The sequence below is a fragment of the Patescibacteria group bacterium genome, assembly GCA_028716665.1.
GTDB lineage: Bacteria > Patescibacteriota > Patescibacteriia > UBA2591 > JAQUPP01 > JAQUPP01.
In genome coordinates, this window is the sequence record JAQUPP010000001.1 from 176023 (window position 1) to 191980 (window position 15958).

A 15958-nucleotide genomic window follows, 5' to 3' on the forward strand; every position below is an offset into this window, starting at 1 on the left:
AAGAGTAGGTCTATTACAGACCTACTCGGCGAGAAATAAATTTCTCATTTTAACAAAGTCAATTTTGTAGTTACAGTTTTATTGCCCATCAAGGTTTTTGCAAAATAAATTCCATTAGGTAATTGTTTCCCGGATTCATTTTTCCCGTTCCATATCCGTTCTTTCAAAATGGTCTTTACTTTTTTACCGCTGATATCGTAAATCGCAATTTGGCCAACGACCGAGGTTCTAAAATGGCAAGAATAAGAAAATGGATTTGGAAAGATTTCTAATTTTTCATTTTGATTTTTCCATTTTTCATTTTCCTCAACTCCTTGACTTTCCCCCATCGAATCTAGAAGCACTTTATTGTTATTATGATAGGTTTGATAAGCAAGATTATCAAGCTTTCCGCCAAAAGGAAAGTGGGGATTTTCCCCAGTCTCCCACCAAACCTCTAGAATTAAAATATCAATTCTTGTTGCTCGTAAGCAGCTTGATGCCCCCCAGATTAGAGAGTGGAATTCCATCTCTTGTCTCCAGTCGGTATAACTAGTCCCCCAAATATTAGAGCTGGAATAAAGTTTTCCTTCTGAAATCATATAAAATCGGAAACAGACAGAATCTGACAGAACTTTAATATCAGTAAAGAGTTGGGAAGTATCGCCAATATCCCGATTATATTCTTTTTTAAAATATTCCGCATATCTTCCGGAATCAACCATAAATTGAACAGAATGTTGACTGTTTCTCCACGGGCTATGATCATCTGAAACTTTCACTGTTCCATAACTCAAAAGAGCATCAGGTCCAAAATAATCCAGAAATACTGAATCCGCGTTACTTGAATCTACCGGGATCCATCCATCGACCGGCTGTGTTAGTCCAAAAACCGAACTGAAAAATCCGAACATTAAAACTATAACTAAAATAAATTTTTTAAAGAACATTTGTCCCCCTTTGAGTTAAACGTTATTGTCTAACTGTATAATACTCTATCATATTTTTTGCTTTTTGTCAAGATGTTATAATAAGTTAATTTTTATGCATTTTCTGCGCCACATAACAAAAAAGAAAATTATCATCCCCGTTTTATTCGGGTTGATTTTGGTTATGTCTTTCTGCGCTTTTTCACCGGCTAAAGCGGAAATGTCAGACATGGGCAAAACGGTAATGACGATTTTGGGTTGGCCGATTATGGGACTGGTAAGTTTACTCGGGAAATTATTGGTCGTTATTATCCGGCTTTTGGTTTGGATCGCTCAATATAATGATTTCATAAATTCACCGGCGGTTTCCAAAGGATGGATTATCATCAGAGACATCTGCAATATGTCTTTCATCTTGGCTCTTTTAATAATCGCTTTTTGCACGGTTTTAAAAATTGAACAATATTCTTACAAAAAACTTTTGGGACAATTGGTTTTGGCGGCAGTTTTGGTTAACTTTTCCAAATTTATTTGCGGATTTTTGATTGATATTTCACAAATTATAATGTTGACTTTTGTCAACGCTTTCAAGTCAGCGGCTGAAGGAAATTTTGCTCAGATGTTGGGACTGACAAAAATAATGGAAATGAGGAATAGTATCGGCGGAGCGGATATTAATACAAATGAACTTTTTGGAGCCATGGTTTTGGGGTTGATTATGACTATTGTCGCCTTGATAGTGGTTGGTATCATGACTGTGATTTTAGCAATGAGAATTGTGACAATTTGGTTTTTGGTTCTTTTCTCACCTTTAATTTTTGTGGCCCCTCTCTTTCCAAAGGGCCAGGGTTATGCTGTTAAATGGTGGGAAAAATTTTCCAATAATTTGATTGCCGGACCGGCTATGGCTTTTATGCTTTGGTTGTCATTGGCGGTTGTCCAAGAAACAGGACCGACAATGTATGAAACAATGGTTACTCCCGACACTGTTAAATCTCTTCAATCGGAAGGTTTAGGAGGAACAGCAGGGGGGACCGGTTTATCTGTAGCTATTTCCGAAACAGGTCAGCCGCAATATATGCTTAATTTTATAATCGGCATTGCGATGTTGATCGGTTCTTTAATGGTTGCTCAGCAAATGGCTGTCGCCGGAGCATCAATTGCCACTCAAGGAATTAAAAAAATGCAAGGATTCGCCACAGGTGCGGCCAAGATGCCGTTTAAGGGAGCGGCTGCAACTGCGCGTTTTATGGGTATTCCCCAAAAAGCTGAAGCCTTGGGCGGACGAGCTTTAAGAATAATAGGGGCTGCTCCAGATCAAAGACAAGCAAGAAAAATAAGACAAGATTCTAAAATTAAGGAAAGATGGGGTGGTCAGAAAGGTGCTATAGCATTAGGGGAACAACAGATTAAATATTCGCGCCGTAAAAAAATTGAAGAGCAGGTTGGGTCATTTAGTTCTATGGATGATAAACGAATAAAATATTTAGAAGGGGTAACAGGAGATAGGATAGGAAAACAGGTTTATCAAGAAGAATTAGCCAGGAGAGGAGGCTTAAGGCCAAAAGATATTAAAGATCGTCTCAGCAGGGTTGGTAATCTAAGAGGAGGAGATCAACAAAATGAACTTATAAATATAGCCAGTTTAGCCAGTTTACAGGGTGGGACAAGTAAAGAATATTTTGATTATTCGCAGGAGGTTAACCCTCAAACTGGTCGATATCAATCAAGGGCAGGGGTAATAAGTAGAGGAAAAGAATTAAAGAAAATTAAAGAAAAGTATAGCAAATATACTCCTTATGATATAAATAAGTTGGGGAAAGATGATTTTGATGTTAAACAATTTGGTAGTGTTACAGCTACTAAAGTTTTGAGTTTTGCTAATAACCAGATTGCTAATTCTAAGATAGCGCCGGCGCAGCAAGAAGAAATTATTAAACAACTAGAGATAATGAGAAATGCCAGGGGTAACTCGGGGGCATTAAATGCATTAAGGATCAGCAATAGTCAAGCTGAAGAAGCTGATCAGAAAATACAAGATTTATCAATTGCGGGAGTGGTATCTGCGCAAAGACTTTGGATGCCGCCGCCACCACCGCCGCCGCCGCCACCGCCGCCGCCGCCACCAACATATAGTATGCCTGGGATATCCCGTTATGGAAATTCATTATCAGGAAAAACAGGAACGCCACCGCCTTCAACAGGGACTCCCCCGCCACCAGGAACGCCACCGTCACCTTCAGCAGGAGGGCCACAATTACCGCCTTCGCCACCAGTGGCAGGAGGGCATTTGGGATCAGGACATCCGCCTCCACCATCATCAACTGGAACTCCATCGCCTTCAATGGGGACTCCTGTACCACCAGGAACGCCACCGTCACCTTCAGGGTGGGCGGCTACTGAATGGTCTACTCCACCTTCGACCGCGGGAGGGACACAACTAAATAGGATGCATATACAAGTTCTTAATGAGTTAAGAAAAGATATTAATAAAGTTAAGAATGCAATAGATATTCTAAACCAAACTGAAATTTCTACTTCAAAAAAAATAGTGGGAGGAATTAGAGAAATTAAACCGGGAGAGAAAGTGAATGTTTCAAAGACTCCAGGAAAAATGGAGAATGATTGGCGTTTTTCTCATGTTGACCCGAGAGATGGCATGGCTGTAGTTACAAAAGATCAAGCGCCGGGAGAAATTAAAAACACGCAAATAACATCTGAAAAAGTTAGCCTCCAAGATCTTAATGATTGGCAGAAAAAAACAGAAAGAGAAACGGAGAATGAAAAAATTAAAGACACACTGGGAAATTTGCAACATATTATTAGTGAGGCAATAAAAGTAAAACCGGATGATTCGTTCGCAAAAGATTTAGATGACAGGCTTGCTAAATTAGGAGCTGAAACAGAGAATGCGAAGGAAGAAAATTATGGTGCACTACCGGCAAAATGGTTAACTGACGATATCCATAAACTCGCAGATGATATAAATAAGCAACTTTAGTTTGAATTATGATTGATGATATCGTATTAAAATTTAAAGAGTTGCCGTTAGAAGTTCAAGACAAGCTATCTTCGATAGAAATTTTAGGAATTTTAGATAAAATAGAAAAGCAATATTCTCAACGCCAGGTTTCTTTGGCCGAGATACTGATGAGGATCGCAATTAAAGAGATAGATATTAATAATTTGACAGAGATTTTGGAGAAAGAATATCTTTTGGAAAGGGAAAAGGCGAGAGAGATCAGTATTGCTTTGAAAGAAAAAATTTCGTGGTTAGCATTAGGTTTTGACATAGAAAAAAAAGAATTATTGGAAGAAAAAGCAGAATCGAAATATTTTCAATTACCAGGGAAAATTAGAAATGTAATTTTTGCTCCGGAAAATACGGAAATTTTTAACCAACTTGCCGAAAAATATAATTTTGACATTAATGCCATAGTAATAAGGCTGGTAGTTGGAGATATTACATTTAATGATTTGGATAAAATATTAGTAACGGATTATCATCTCCTTGTATCTGCGTTAAGGGATGTTGAAGAAAATTTGAGTAAAATTTTGAAACCGATTATTCAAATGCTAGAAATGCAGAAACCGGGAGAAATCAATACAGAAGAGCTTGATAGAGAAATTGAAAAATTAAAAGAGAATATTCCTACTCTTGCTGCAAAACTTGATATTAATCAGGCGGCGGACAATGCGATTACCAAGGTTGGCCTGACTTTCCCAGATGAAACAATAGAAAAACGTTTTAAAAATGTAGTCATTTCTTTTTTAAGAGAAGTGCGCGGAGAGATTGAAACAAGAATTGTTTTAAAAAGACCACAAAAAATCGGAGGCGTGGAATTGGACGAAAAAATAGTTGACAAGGTGATGGATATTTTGAAACAAGAAAAGCCGATGATTAAAATTGAACCAATGGGTAATATTCCTCAGATTGAACTGGCCGAAGGACTAAAACAGCCGGAAGAAACAATTCAAAAATTTACTCGCATGGAAAAACCCGAAATAAAATCAGTTTCTTTGTTGTCTAAAATTGAAGAAGAAAAATTACTTCCTCAACCTGAAGAAGTAAAAGAGAAATTATTAAAAGAAAAATTTGAGCAAGAACCGTTGGTAGCACCGATTTTAGAAAAACCGGCTCCGGTTATTGAAAAGCCCAAGCCGATAATTCCGGAAATTAAAATTGTCAAAGAAGAACCAAAATTGGCCATGCCGGAATTTAAACCGATTATTCCGCCTGTTTTGGAAAAGAAAATTGAAGAGAAAACAGCGCCAAATTTATTTACCGCGGTTTCGGAAGAACCGAAAACTAAAGTTTCCGGACCGGAAGAAATTACTGATGTTTTAAAAGAAATTGATCAATTACCGCCGGGAGATACCCCATTTGTTCTTGATGAAGAGGCAGAAGACAAATTTAAATTACCGGTTAGAGAATTGCCAAAAGAGGAATTGAAACCAATTATTGAAGAGCCAAAAGTTGAAGAAATAAAAAAAGAAATTAAACCTCAACCTCAGGCGGAAATTTTTATTCACCGGCCGCCTCGCGAGCCGGCAATGGCTAAAATGGAAGAAATTAAGGTTACTCCTCGTGTTTCCGGCCCGATTGAAGAGTTACAAGGTGCCACTCTTCAGGATTTTCGAAGATGGGGCAGCGCTGAACAAGCTGTTCAAAAAATAAAAGAAAAAATAGATTTATTGGGGGAAGAATCTTTGGTTAAAAAATCGGAAGGAATCAAGGCATGGAAAGAATCAGAAATTAATAAATTATATTTGGATATCGGCACGGAATCAATTGATAAGGGCATCTCAGTCAGTGAAGTAATCATTTTAAGACAAAAAGAAAATCGTAAAACTTTAAACGAAGAAGAATTTGACAAAGTGGTGGAATTGAACCAGAACCTCCGTTTCTGATAATTTAAAATTGAAAAATCAAAATGGAAAATGACAGTGTAAATTTTAAAAATGAATTCAAAAAACGCCTCTATAACTGGGTTTTAAGGTTAATCAAGTTTATAGACAAGCTTCCCAAAGACTCCGTATGCAATGTCTTGGGAAAACAGCTTCTAAGAAGTGGAACAAGCATTTTGGCAAATTATATTGAGGCAAACTCAGCCAGCTCAAAGAAAGATTTTATCAATTTTTTCACTCATTCTTTAAAATCAGCCAATGAATCTAAGGTTTGGCTGACATTATTAAGAGATACTGACAAAGGAGATAAAAATGAATTGCAGTGGTCATTAAAAGAACTGATAGAAATAGCCAATATTCTGGCTTCTAGTATTTTAACTCTCAAGGGTAAGAAATAATTTTGACATTTTGAATTGTAATTTTAATTTTTGATATTTACATTTTGCATTTTTTATCATGCAATTCATCGTTCCACAATTTATTGATATTGAACCGAAAATAATCGGGCAGATTACGCCACGGCAATTTTTGACTATTATTATCACGACTATCACTATTGGTGTTTGCTATAAATTATTTGATTTTGCTTTATTCATTTTGGTCGCGATTATCACCGCGTCAGTGGGAGTATCTCTCGCCTTTTTGAAAGTTAATGGCCGGCCGATATATTATTTTCTCGTAAATGTTTTTCAAACTTTTCGCAGGCCCAAAATAAGAGTTTGGCGCAAAGAATTTATTAGAATTGTTGAAAAAAATTTCAGAGATAAAGAAAAAACAGCCAGAACAATGCAGGAATTTGTTCCCCGTCCCCCGCTTTCTTCCACTCGGCTTTCTCAAGTTGCCCTATTGGTTGATACGGGAGGGAAATATACCGAAGACAATGAATAATAGCTTTTTAGCTTGTAGCTTATTAGCTTTTTAGGGCTAAGAAGCTAATTCCTAATATCCTAATTTTAAATATGAATAATCAAAAACCTCAATTTCCTTCAACGCAAAAATATTTAAACATTTCCGAAATAAGAAATGATTGCGTTATTTTGCAAGACGGCACTTTAAGGGCTGTTCTTTTGGTTTCTTCAATTAATTTTTCCTTGAAATCAGAAGAAGAGCAAAATGCCGTGATTCAAGCTTATGTTCAATTTTTAAATTCTTTGGATTTTCCGATTCAAATCGTTATTCAATCCAGGCCGTTTAACATCAATCCTTATTTGACTCAATTGGAAGAATTAAAAAGAACCCAAACCAATGATTTGTTAAAAGCGCAAATGGCTGATTATATTGATTTCACCAGAGAATTAATCCAAATGGGCGAAATAATGAGTAAACGTTTTTATATAGTGGTGCCTTACAATCCTTTAGGCGACAAAAAACGAAGTTTCGCGTCCATTATGACTGATGTTTTAAGCGCTGCTTCGGTTGTTAAGCTTAAAAGAGAAAAATTTGAAAAATACAGAGAAATTCTTTTCAGGAGAATGGATAACGTTTTGTCAAATCTTTCAAGTATGGGCATTAAAGCAATATCACTCGACACTCAAAGTTTGATTGAACTTTTCTATAATACTTATAATCCATCCAGCGCTCAGAATCAAAAATTAGTTGAAATAAAAGATTTAAGAGTTGAATAGTAATAAATCAAAATTAAAAAATCAAAATGCAAAATGACAGTGTAAAGTTTAAAACTAATAAAAGTCAAAAAGTATTTTATAAATTCAATAATTTTACATTTTAATTTGTCATTTTAATCTTTGATATTTACATTTTCTATTATGCCAATACGACCATCGGCTTTAAACGAGCCAACAACAATTGAAAAAGTCCAAAGTCCGCAAGAAATAAAAATTCGAGAAACCAAAAGAGATACAGAGGCGAAAGAGATTTTGAAATCCGAAGAGGCCTATCAAAGAGGGACTATCACCGTCAGAGACTTGGTTGCTCCGGCGGCTTTAAGAGTAGACGCGAAATATTTGCAATTGGGTGATCAATATTTAAGAACCATTTTTGTCACCACCTTTCCCCGTTATGTTATGGTGGGTTGGTTTTCACCGATAATTCATCTTAACGCACCTTTGGATATTGCGATGTTTTTCTATCCGGTTGAGAGTAAAGAAGTTTTAAAACAATTATTAAAGAAGGTTGGTAATTTGGAAGTCGAGATTCAAGCTGATCGGGAAAAAACATTGCCACGAGACCCGGTTAAAGAAACCGCGTTGCAAGACATTGAAAAATTAAGAGATGATTTAACTACCGGGACTGAACATTTTTTCCAACTTGCTTTATATGTGACTATTTATGCCAATGATTTAAAAGCGTTGGATCTTCTGACCGAAAGAGTGGAAACGATATTTGGCGGTAAAATGGTTTATACTCGCCGTGTTCTTTATCAATCCGAACAAGGATTTAACTCCACTTTGCCTTTGGCTAACGATGAAATAATGACTACGGTCAATATGAGCTCCTCTCCTTGCGCTTCAAGTTTTCCTTTTATTTCCGCAGATCTTACTTCGGATAGCGGCGTGCTTTATGGGATTAACCGTCATAATAACAGTTTGATTTTATTCGACAGATTTTCCATGCCGAATGCGAACTTCACTGTTTTTGCCACCAGCGGTAGCGGTAAAAGTTATTTTGCCAAATTGGAAGTTTTGCGTTCTTTAATGCTTGGCACTGACGTGATTATTATTGATCCGGAAAGAGAATATAAGCATCTTTGCGATGCAGTGGGCGGAACTTATGTTAATATTTCTCTAACTTCAGAAAGTAAAATCAATCCTTTTGATTTGCCGCGTTCATCAAGTCAGGATGTAAAAACCGGTGATTTGATTCGTTCCGCGGTTATTACTTTGAAAGGATTATTGAAAATTTGTATTGGCAAACCGGATGAAAAGGGGAATCTCAGTTTTACGCCGGAAGAAGATTCATTGATTGATCGCGCTTTAATTGAATCCTACGCTAAAAAAGATATTGTTCCGGGTTGCGATTTAAGTCAGATGGAAATGCCGATTATGGGTGATTTGCAGGAAATTTTGGAAGGAATGGAAGGCGGCAATAATTTAGCCGAGCGTCTTAAAAAATATACTCAAGGAACGTTCAGTGGATTTTTAAATAACCCGACCAATGTTCAAATGGATAATAAATTGGTGATTTTTTCCGTCAGGGATTTGGAAGACGAATTAAGACCGATGGCCATTTATACGATTGTGAATTATATTTGGAATGTTGTCCGTTCGCAAATGAAAAAAAGAATTTTAATGATTGATGAAGCTTGGTGGCTGCTGCAATATGAAGATTCGGCGAAATTCATTTATGCTTTGGTGAAACGCTGCCGCAAATATTATCTGGGCGTGACCACCATCAGTCAAGATGTGGCGGATTTCTTGAATTCTCCTTATGGAAAAGCCATTGTTACCAACTCGGCCATGCAATTGCTTTTAAAACAATCTCCGGCTGCCATTGACTTGATCGCCAAGACTTTTATGTTGACTGAAGGAGAAAAATATTTATTACTTGAATGTGGTGTTGGCGACGGCATATTCTTCGCCGGCAATAAACACGCGGCGATTAAAGTGGTTGCTTCTTACTCGGAAGATCAGTTAATCACTTCTGATCCGCGCCAAATTTTGGAAATTGAACAAGCCAAAAGAGATTTTGATAAAAGTTTAGATAAGGGCTCGTCAGAAAGTATCGGCGATATGCCCATTGAATAAAATATTTTAATCATATGAAAAAAGTTATATTAATTATTGTTATTTTAGTTTTAATCGGCGGCACGGTTTGGTTTTTGATGTCAAAAAAAAGCCAACCAATTTTGGAAAATAAAAATATTATAAATCAATTGGTTGATCAAGAAAACACGGTTAACCAAAATCAGGTTGAAACAGAAACATTGGTTCCAACTGCGGAAGATTTATTAAAAATAGATTTAACAAATCAGGCACGGTCTTTTATTGAACGTTATGGGAGTTACTCTACGGACAGTAATTATGAAAATTTGCAAGAATTATTGCCGAAAATGGCTCAGCCGCTTAGAACAGAAACAGAATCAAGAATTCAAAAAGGAGTGAAAAAAGACATGGCTGTTAATGATTTTTTCGGGCTGACTACTAAAATAATTTCCATCAATTTGGATAAATTCGTCCCGGATTCGCAAGCGATTTTTACCGCGGAAATTCAAGAGCAAGCCGCGCGCTTAGGTCAAACAGATATTTTATATAAAACAGTAAAATTGACTTTTATAAAATCAGCCGATGAATGGAAAGTGGGAGAGATAGAGATTCATTAATAAATCAAAAATTAAAAATCAAAATGAAAAATGACAATGATAAAAATTTAAAATTAAAAATAAGAAATATTTTTGACATTTTAAATTATAGTAATTTATGGTTAGTGATATTGAAGAACAAGAAACAGAACAATCAATCGCCGTGAGATTAAAAGCGGAAAGAGCCGAGGATGTGGTGAAATCAGATGATTCGGGAACGTCTTTCACCGGGAAAACCAAAGAATTGAAAGATGCGGCTCAGCGCCTTAAAACTGTTTATCGGATAATTAACGGAGCTTCGGCGATAACCGTAGTTGGTTTGATTGTCACCTTTCTATTGATGAATGCTCAATTGATTTTCGGTAATTTATTAAAAGTCAAATTTGTGCCGGCTTTGGAAATATGGGAAATTATTATTTTGGGTATTATTGATGTCATTATTTTAACTGTCTTATTTTGTTTAATAGTGCTTTCAACCATCAGCGTAGTGGCCATCACTGATCCCGGGGAACTTTTTAAACTGCTATGGAGTAGTGGTTTGCAAATAATTAAAAACGCATTTTCACCATCGTAAAAAATAATTTTATTTAAATGACAATTAAAAATAAAAAAACTTATTTACTTATTTACTTATCAGCTTATTTGCTTATCAGTTTATTCGCGGCTGATTTTGCTTTGGCTCAGATTAAATTTCAACCTCAAGTAAGTCTTCCCGGCTTTATGAATGTCGGCGACATAAAAAATATTAGCGGCACGACTTTGGGTGAATTTATTATTGCTTTTTATAAATGGTCTATTGGCACAATCGCTTTTTTGGCTGTGGTGATGATTATGATTGCCGGTTTTCGCTGGATGACTGCGGCTGGCAGCGCGCCTCAAATTACACAAGCCAAAGATCGGATTAATTCCGCTTTGATCGGTTTGATTTTGGCCATTGGCGCTTACAGTTTATTGAGTTTTCTGAATCCCGCTTTAGTCAGATTCAAAAATTTGAATATTACAAATATTAATAATATAGAATTGGGGATAACTTGGTGCAGGGATATTTATAATAATAGTTTAATGAATCATTTACCTGAAGAAAATGTGGTTGAATACGGTCAAGTTAATATTGATAAAACTATTAATGGAAAAACTCAATTAATTGGACAAGTTTTGGACAAACCATGTGCTCAAAGATTCCAGGTTGTTCAAGAAGAAAATGGTGTTTGGAAAGCGGCCGGTAATTCTTGTTGGACAGATTTTTGCGAAGGGGATAACAGTTGCTATAGACAGTCATCGGATAATAGTTTTATTTGCACAGATCCTATAAAATTATGTGAAGGAAAGCCGAGTACCAGTGATGCGACTTGCGCGCTTTATTTGAAAGACGTAGGATGGGGCACTTTATATGACAAAAGTCGGCATGTTTGCGCTTATGAACCAAAGGGTTTAAATAATTGTATTCTCGATACTTTATTCAACTGTCCAAATCCCAAAGAGGGTGATAAAAAATATGAGCGGGTCAATTGCTCTGCTTCTAAAGACGCAGCAAACAATAGCGCGTGTTGGCTAAAAGGCGATGAAAAACCTCAAGTTACTGAAGGCAAAAGATGCGCCGATGTCGATAAAACCCCTCAACCAACCTGGAGTAAAGATGGAATTTGTTGTCATGAAGTAGGAACGCTTTTTAACGACTCAAAAAATTATGTAATGTGTTACACTATTCAACCCAAGCAACTCAGATGTGAAAAATATTCATGGGACGCGCTGCCAGGGAAAAAAAGGGAAATTATATTCTCAAGTTCTTGCGCAGAGGGTGAACAACCAGGGGTTAATATAAGCGGCGATTGTAACACAGCTTGGACTTGGTTTCGTCCTTAAAGAGTAAAGTTAATTTTTGAAATTTTTTGTTAATATGAATAAAAAAGCCTTAATTATATTTTTAGTGGCAGTGATAATTTTAGCCGGATTGGTTTGGTTTGTCTTTTTTCGTCAAAAACCGGTTGTTGTTCAGCCAACTCCTGAGCAACCGATTACGGAGCAGCCGGCTCGATTGCCGGTAACTAGAAGTCAGTGGGAAGGGATGACCATTGAAGAACGGGGACGCTTAGGTCTGCCTATTTCGGAATGGCCGGCAGAAGAAACAATAACTCCCGAAACTCCCGTGGCGCCGGAAAAAATAACTCCGGAAATTGATGAAGTGGCTTCCGGCAGCAGAACATGGATTAATACTATTTCTGATGACCAGGTTCAAAATGCAACTTTAGCCGGTGACGGACAGAGTAATATTTATTACGATAAAACAGGCGGGCATTTTTATAAAATAGATAATTTGGGCAATAAAGAATTATTGACTGATCAAGTTTTTTATAATGTGGATAATATCAATTGGGCCCCGACCAAAGACAGAGCGATTTTGGAATACCCGGACGGATTTAAAGTGATGTATGATTTTGATCAAAAAAAACAATATACTTTGCCAAAAAATTGGGAAAATTTTTCTTGGGATTCGTCAGGTTCTCATTTTGCGTTTGAATCAACCAGTCAATATCCGGAAAATAATTGGTTGGCTACCAGTCGGGCCGACGGCAGTGAAGCAAAACCGATTGAACATATCGGAAACAATGCTGACAAAGTAACGGTTTCTTGGTCGCCGAATAATCAAGTTGTCGCTTTCTCGGCTACCGGAGATCCGCGAGGCGCTTGGGAACAGGAAATATTATTAATCGGCCAAAATGGCGAAAATTTTAAATCTTTGGTTATTGACGGCCGCGGTTTTGAATCGAAATGGTCTCCAGTCGGCGACAAAATTGTTTACAGTGTTTACAGTTCTGATTCAAACTATCAACCCAAACTTTATATAGTGGATGCTCAAGGAGATGCAATCGGTAGCGGTAAAATAGATTTAAATTTGGCTACATGGGCCAATAAATGTTCATTTAATAATAATGGCAATACTCTTTATTGCGCTGTTCCTAAAAGTTTACCTGAAGGATCAGGATTAATACCTGATTTAGCCGCTAATACTCGTGATGATTTTTATAAGATAGATGTGGCCACCGGTCAAATTTCATTCTTGGCTGAAGGAGCAATGGGCGGATATAATGTAGGTGATATTTATTTATCAAGTGATGACAGTATGCTGTATTTTATTGACAAAGACACCAGTCATTTAAGATCAATCAGGCTAAAATAAGTAAATAGGCAAATAAGCTAACTAAGTAAATAAGTTGAAATGAAAATTCAAAATTCCAAATTCAAAATTCCAAATTCTTTACTTATAATCGCCTTAATGGCGTTTTTTTGGTTTTGGGCCGGTCAGCAAGTTTCGGCTGCCTGTATCCCGCTTGGCGGAACAGATCAGCGCCCGGAAGGTTGTAATGGCAATCCTTGTTGTCCCGGTTCTAATTGCCAAGCCACGCCACTTTTTGGAGATTCTCAAGGTTCGAACACAATGTTTCAAATTAATTGTTGGAATATTAGTGAAGGCGTAATGCCTATTACCGGTATAGAAACTGACACTCAAGAATCAAAATCAATAATTGCTCCGCAATTGCAAGTTCAAATTCCAGGTTTTCAAGGATTTACCACTGATGAAAGTAAAATCGTGACTGAGCAAAATGGCAAAAAAAGTTATTCCTTTCCATGGATTGGCGAATATCTTATAGCTCTTTATAAATGGGCGATCAGATTAATCGCCGCTTTGGCCGTGGTGATGATTATGTGGGCCGGGGTGGAATGGATGATTGCCGGAGGCAATAGCAGTCGGATTTCCGATGCCAAAGGAAGAATCACTGGTGCTTTATTCGGGCTGGTTTTATTATTAGGCATTAATACTTTTTTAAATTTTATAAATCCGCAGTTAACTTTTTTCAAGCCGATTCATCTGGGAGAAATTGCAAAAATTGAGCTTGATGCAGAAGAAATAGATTATCCGATTGTTTTGGAAGGACAGACAGACTCGGATTGGTGGAGATTTAACCCGGGAATTACCAAACAAATACCTGATATGTCGCCCCAATTAGCCAGTTTTACAGATTGTCTTGGTAAAAAAATCGTTGGTTCGGATAATAAACCAAAAGCGGTAATTACCAGTATTTCCGATGATGCAGGCGTGGAAAGATGTAGAAATGCCTGGCAAAAAAAGGATTGTCGAGAAGAAAATGATCCTAATTGTTATTCTTGTCATCATACTAAAAATTCTTGTCATTATGGAGGCAAGGAGTGTCCAGCTCAATCTTATGCCATAGATATTGGTATAACCACCAGTCCTTCGCCAACGGAAATAATCAACGCGATTAAAGAGTGTAACCCGAACGCTTATATTTGTTATACTCCTTATAATAACTGCCCGGGTCATACAAATCATATTCATACCAGTATTGGTTGGGACTCCGGTTGTAAATGCGATAAAAAATAAATCAATTTATGCCTCAAAATAAAACAATATATGCCTGTTCAAAATGCGGATCTCAATTTCCAAAATGGTTGGGACAATGTTCGGAATGCGGCGCATGGGGAACAATTTCTGAAACTGTTCAAAATAATTCTCCGCGCAAAAATTTTACAACAACAAAAGCCGGTGAAGTTATTGAATTCAGCGCCATTAAAAGCCAAAATTTTTCAAGATTTAAAACAGGCATTGAAGAATTGGACAGAGTTTTGGGAGGTGGATTGGTTCCGGGTTCGCTGATTCTTTTGGGCGGCGCGCCGGGCGTTGGAAAGAGCACTTTAGTATTACAAATAGTAAGGCAAATTTCTAATCTGCCAGTTAATGAACCAAATTCCAAATTCCAAATTCCAAATTCTGTATTATATATCAGTGGCGAAGAATCAGCCGAGCAAGTAAAATTGCGATTGGAAAGAATCGGCGTTTCGGAAAATAATTTAAAATTTTTCGGCGATACGGATGTTGATGTCATTTGCGCCACAATTGAAAAACATAAGCCTAAAATAGCGGTGGTTGACTCAATCCAGACGGTCTCTTCTTCCGGGGTTGATTCGGAAGCGGGCAGCGTTAATCAAATTCGCGCTTCAACCGCCAAATTAATGGAAGTCGGCAAGAAAACACAAACAACAATTTTTATTGTCGGTCATATTACCAAACAAGGCTCAGTGGCCGGTCCTAAAACTTTGGAGCATTTGGTTGATGTTGTCTTATATCTTGAAGGCGATTCGCATCATCATTTTCGTTTTTTAAGATCTTATAAAAATCGTTTCGGTTCAACTAATGAAGTCGGAGTTTTTGAAATGAAAAAACAAGGATTGGTGGAAATAAAAAATCCTTCCGAAGTTTTTTTGGCCAATCGGAATTCTCAAGTCATCAGCGGCTCGGTAATCGCGGCCATTATGGAAGGCGTTCGTCCTTTTTTGATAGAAGTTCAGGCACTTGTTTCAAGAACTAATTTTGGCTATCCGCAAAGAAAAAGCACGGGTTTTGACTTTAACCGTTTACAGCTTTTGGTCGCGGTTTTAACCAAACGATGCGGCCTTAAATTGGAAAATCAGGATATTCATATCAATATTGTCGGCGGATTGGAAATTTCCGAACCGGCGGCAGATTTGGCCGTGGCTATGGCCATTGCTTCCGCTTTTTACAACAAACCGATTGACGCTAAAACTTTATTTTTCGGCGAAGTCGGTCTGGCCGGCGAATTGAGAAATGTTTCTTGGCCGGAAAAAAGAATTAAAGAAGCGGAAAAATTGGGTTTTGAAAAAATTGTGATGTCTAAAGAAAAATTTTTGGATTTTCAGCCGAAAATAAAAATTATTCAGGAAGAAAATTTGAGCCAGGCGATAAAAACAGTATTGGGATAGAAAAATTCAATAATTTATCAATAAAAAATAGCCTTGACAAAAGGGCTATTTTTTGATAGTATAATTGTATGGTTAAGATGAATAT

The 15958-nt window shown here is 37.1% G+C and carries 13 protein-coding genes; 12 read left to right on the forward strand and 1 reads right to left on the reverse strand.

The window, feature by feature from the left end; all coding sequences use genetic code 11:
* Positions 1 to 44 precede the first annotated feature (44 nt).
* Complete coding sequence (locus tag PHF10_00915) at positions 45 to 929, reverse strand: T9SS type A sorting domain-containing protein (protein MDD5534298.1); 885 nt, start codon at positions 927 to 929, stop codon at positions 45 to 47.
* A 94-nt stretch (positions 930 to 1023) separates the two neighbouring features.
* Between PHF10_00915 and PHF10_00920 the strand changes: the two genes are divergently transcribed.
* The 12 genes from PHF10_00920 (at position 1024) to radA (ending at position 15873) form a co-directional block, all read left to right on the forward strand.
* Positions 1024 to 3909, forward strand: a complete 2886-nt coding sequence (locus PHF10_00920) for a hypothetical protein (GenBank protein ID MDD5534299.1) — start codon at positions 1024 to 1026, stop codon at positions 3907 to 3909.
* A gap of 8 nt (positions 3910 to 3917) precedes the next feature.
* Positions 3918 to 5819, forward strand: a complete 1902-nt coding sequence (locus PHF10_00925) for a hypothetical protein (GenBank protein MDD5534300.1) — start codon at positions 3918 to 3920, stop codon at positions 5817 to 5819.
* 23 nt (positions 5820 to 5842) lie between these two features.
* Positions 5843 to 6214: a four helix bundle protein gene (locus tag PHF10_00930; protein MDD5534301.1), complete on the forward strand. Its 372-nt coding sequence runs from the start codon at positions 5843 to 5845 to the stop codon at positions 6212 to 6214.
* 58 nt (positions 6215 to 6272) lie between these two features.
* Entirely contained in the window at positions 6273 to 6704 is a 432-nt protein-coding gene (locus PHF10_00935) for a hypothetical protein (protein ID MDD5534302.1), read from the forward strand.
* A 71-nt stretch (positions 6705 to 6775) separates the two neighbouring features.
* Positions 6776 to 7441 (forward strand): TraC family protein, encoded by a 666-nt coding sequence (locus PHF10_00940; GenBank protein ID MDD5534303.1) that lies wholly within the window; start codon positions 6776 to 6778, stop codon positions 7439 to 7441.
* A 141-nt stretch (positions 7442 to 7582) separates the two neighbouring features.
* Positions 7583 to 9520: a DUF87 domain-containing protein gene (locus tag PHF10_00945; protein MDD5534304.1), complete on the forward strand. Its 1938-nt coding sequence runs from the start codon at positions 7583 to 7585 to the stop codon at positions 9518 to 9520.
* 14 nt (positions 9521 to 9534) lie between these two features.
* Positions 9535 to 10095, forward strand: coding sequence for a hypothetical protein (locus PHF10_00950; protein ID MDD5534305.1), 561 nt, complete (start codon positions 9535 to 9537; stop codon positions 10093 to 10095).
* A gap of 97 nt (positions 10096 to 10192) precedes the next feature.
* On the forward strand, positions 10193 to 10648 hold the full coding sequence (locus PHF10_00955; GenBank protein MDD5534306.1) for a hypothetical protein: 456 nt from the start codon (positions 10193 to 10195) through the stop codon (positions 10646 to 10648).
* A gap of 17 nt (positions 10649 to 10665) precedes the next feature.
* Complete coding sequence (locus PHF10_00960) at positions 10666 to 11937, forward strand: pilin (protein ID MDD5534307.1); 1272 nt, start codon at positions 10666 to 10668, stop codon at positions 11935 to 11937.
* A 34-nt stretch (positions 11938 to 11971) separates the two neighbouring features.
* Positions 11972 to 13252, forward strand: a complete 1281-nt coding sequence (locus tag PHF10_00965) for a hypothetical protein (protein MDD5534308.1) — start codon at positions 11972 to 11974, stop codon at positions 13250 to 13252.
* Positions 13253 to 13291: 39 nt separating this feature from the next.
* Entirely contained in the window at positions 13292 to 14476 is a 1185-nt protein-coding gene (locus PHF10_00970; protein ID MDD5534309.1) for a pilin, read from the forward strand.
* Positions 14477 to 14484: 8 nt separating this feature from the next.
* On the forward strand, positions 14485 to 15873 hold the full coding sequence (gene radA / locus PHF10_00975; protein ID MDD5534310.1) for a DNA repair protein RadA: 1389 nt from the start codon (positions 14485 to 14487) through the stop codon (positions 15871 to 15873).
* The last annotated feature ends 85 nt before the right edge of the window (positions 15874 to 15958 follow it).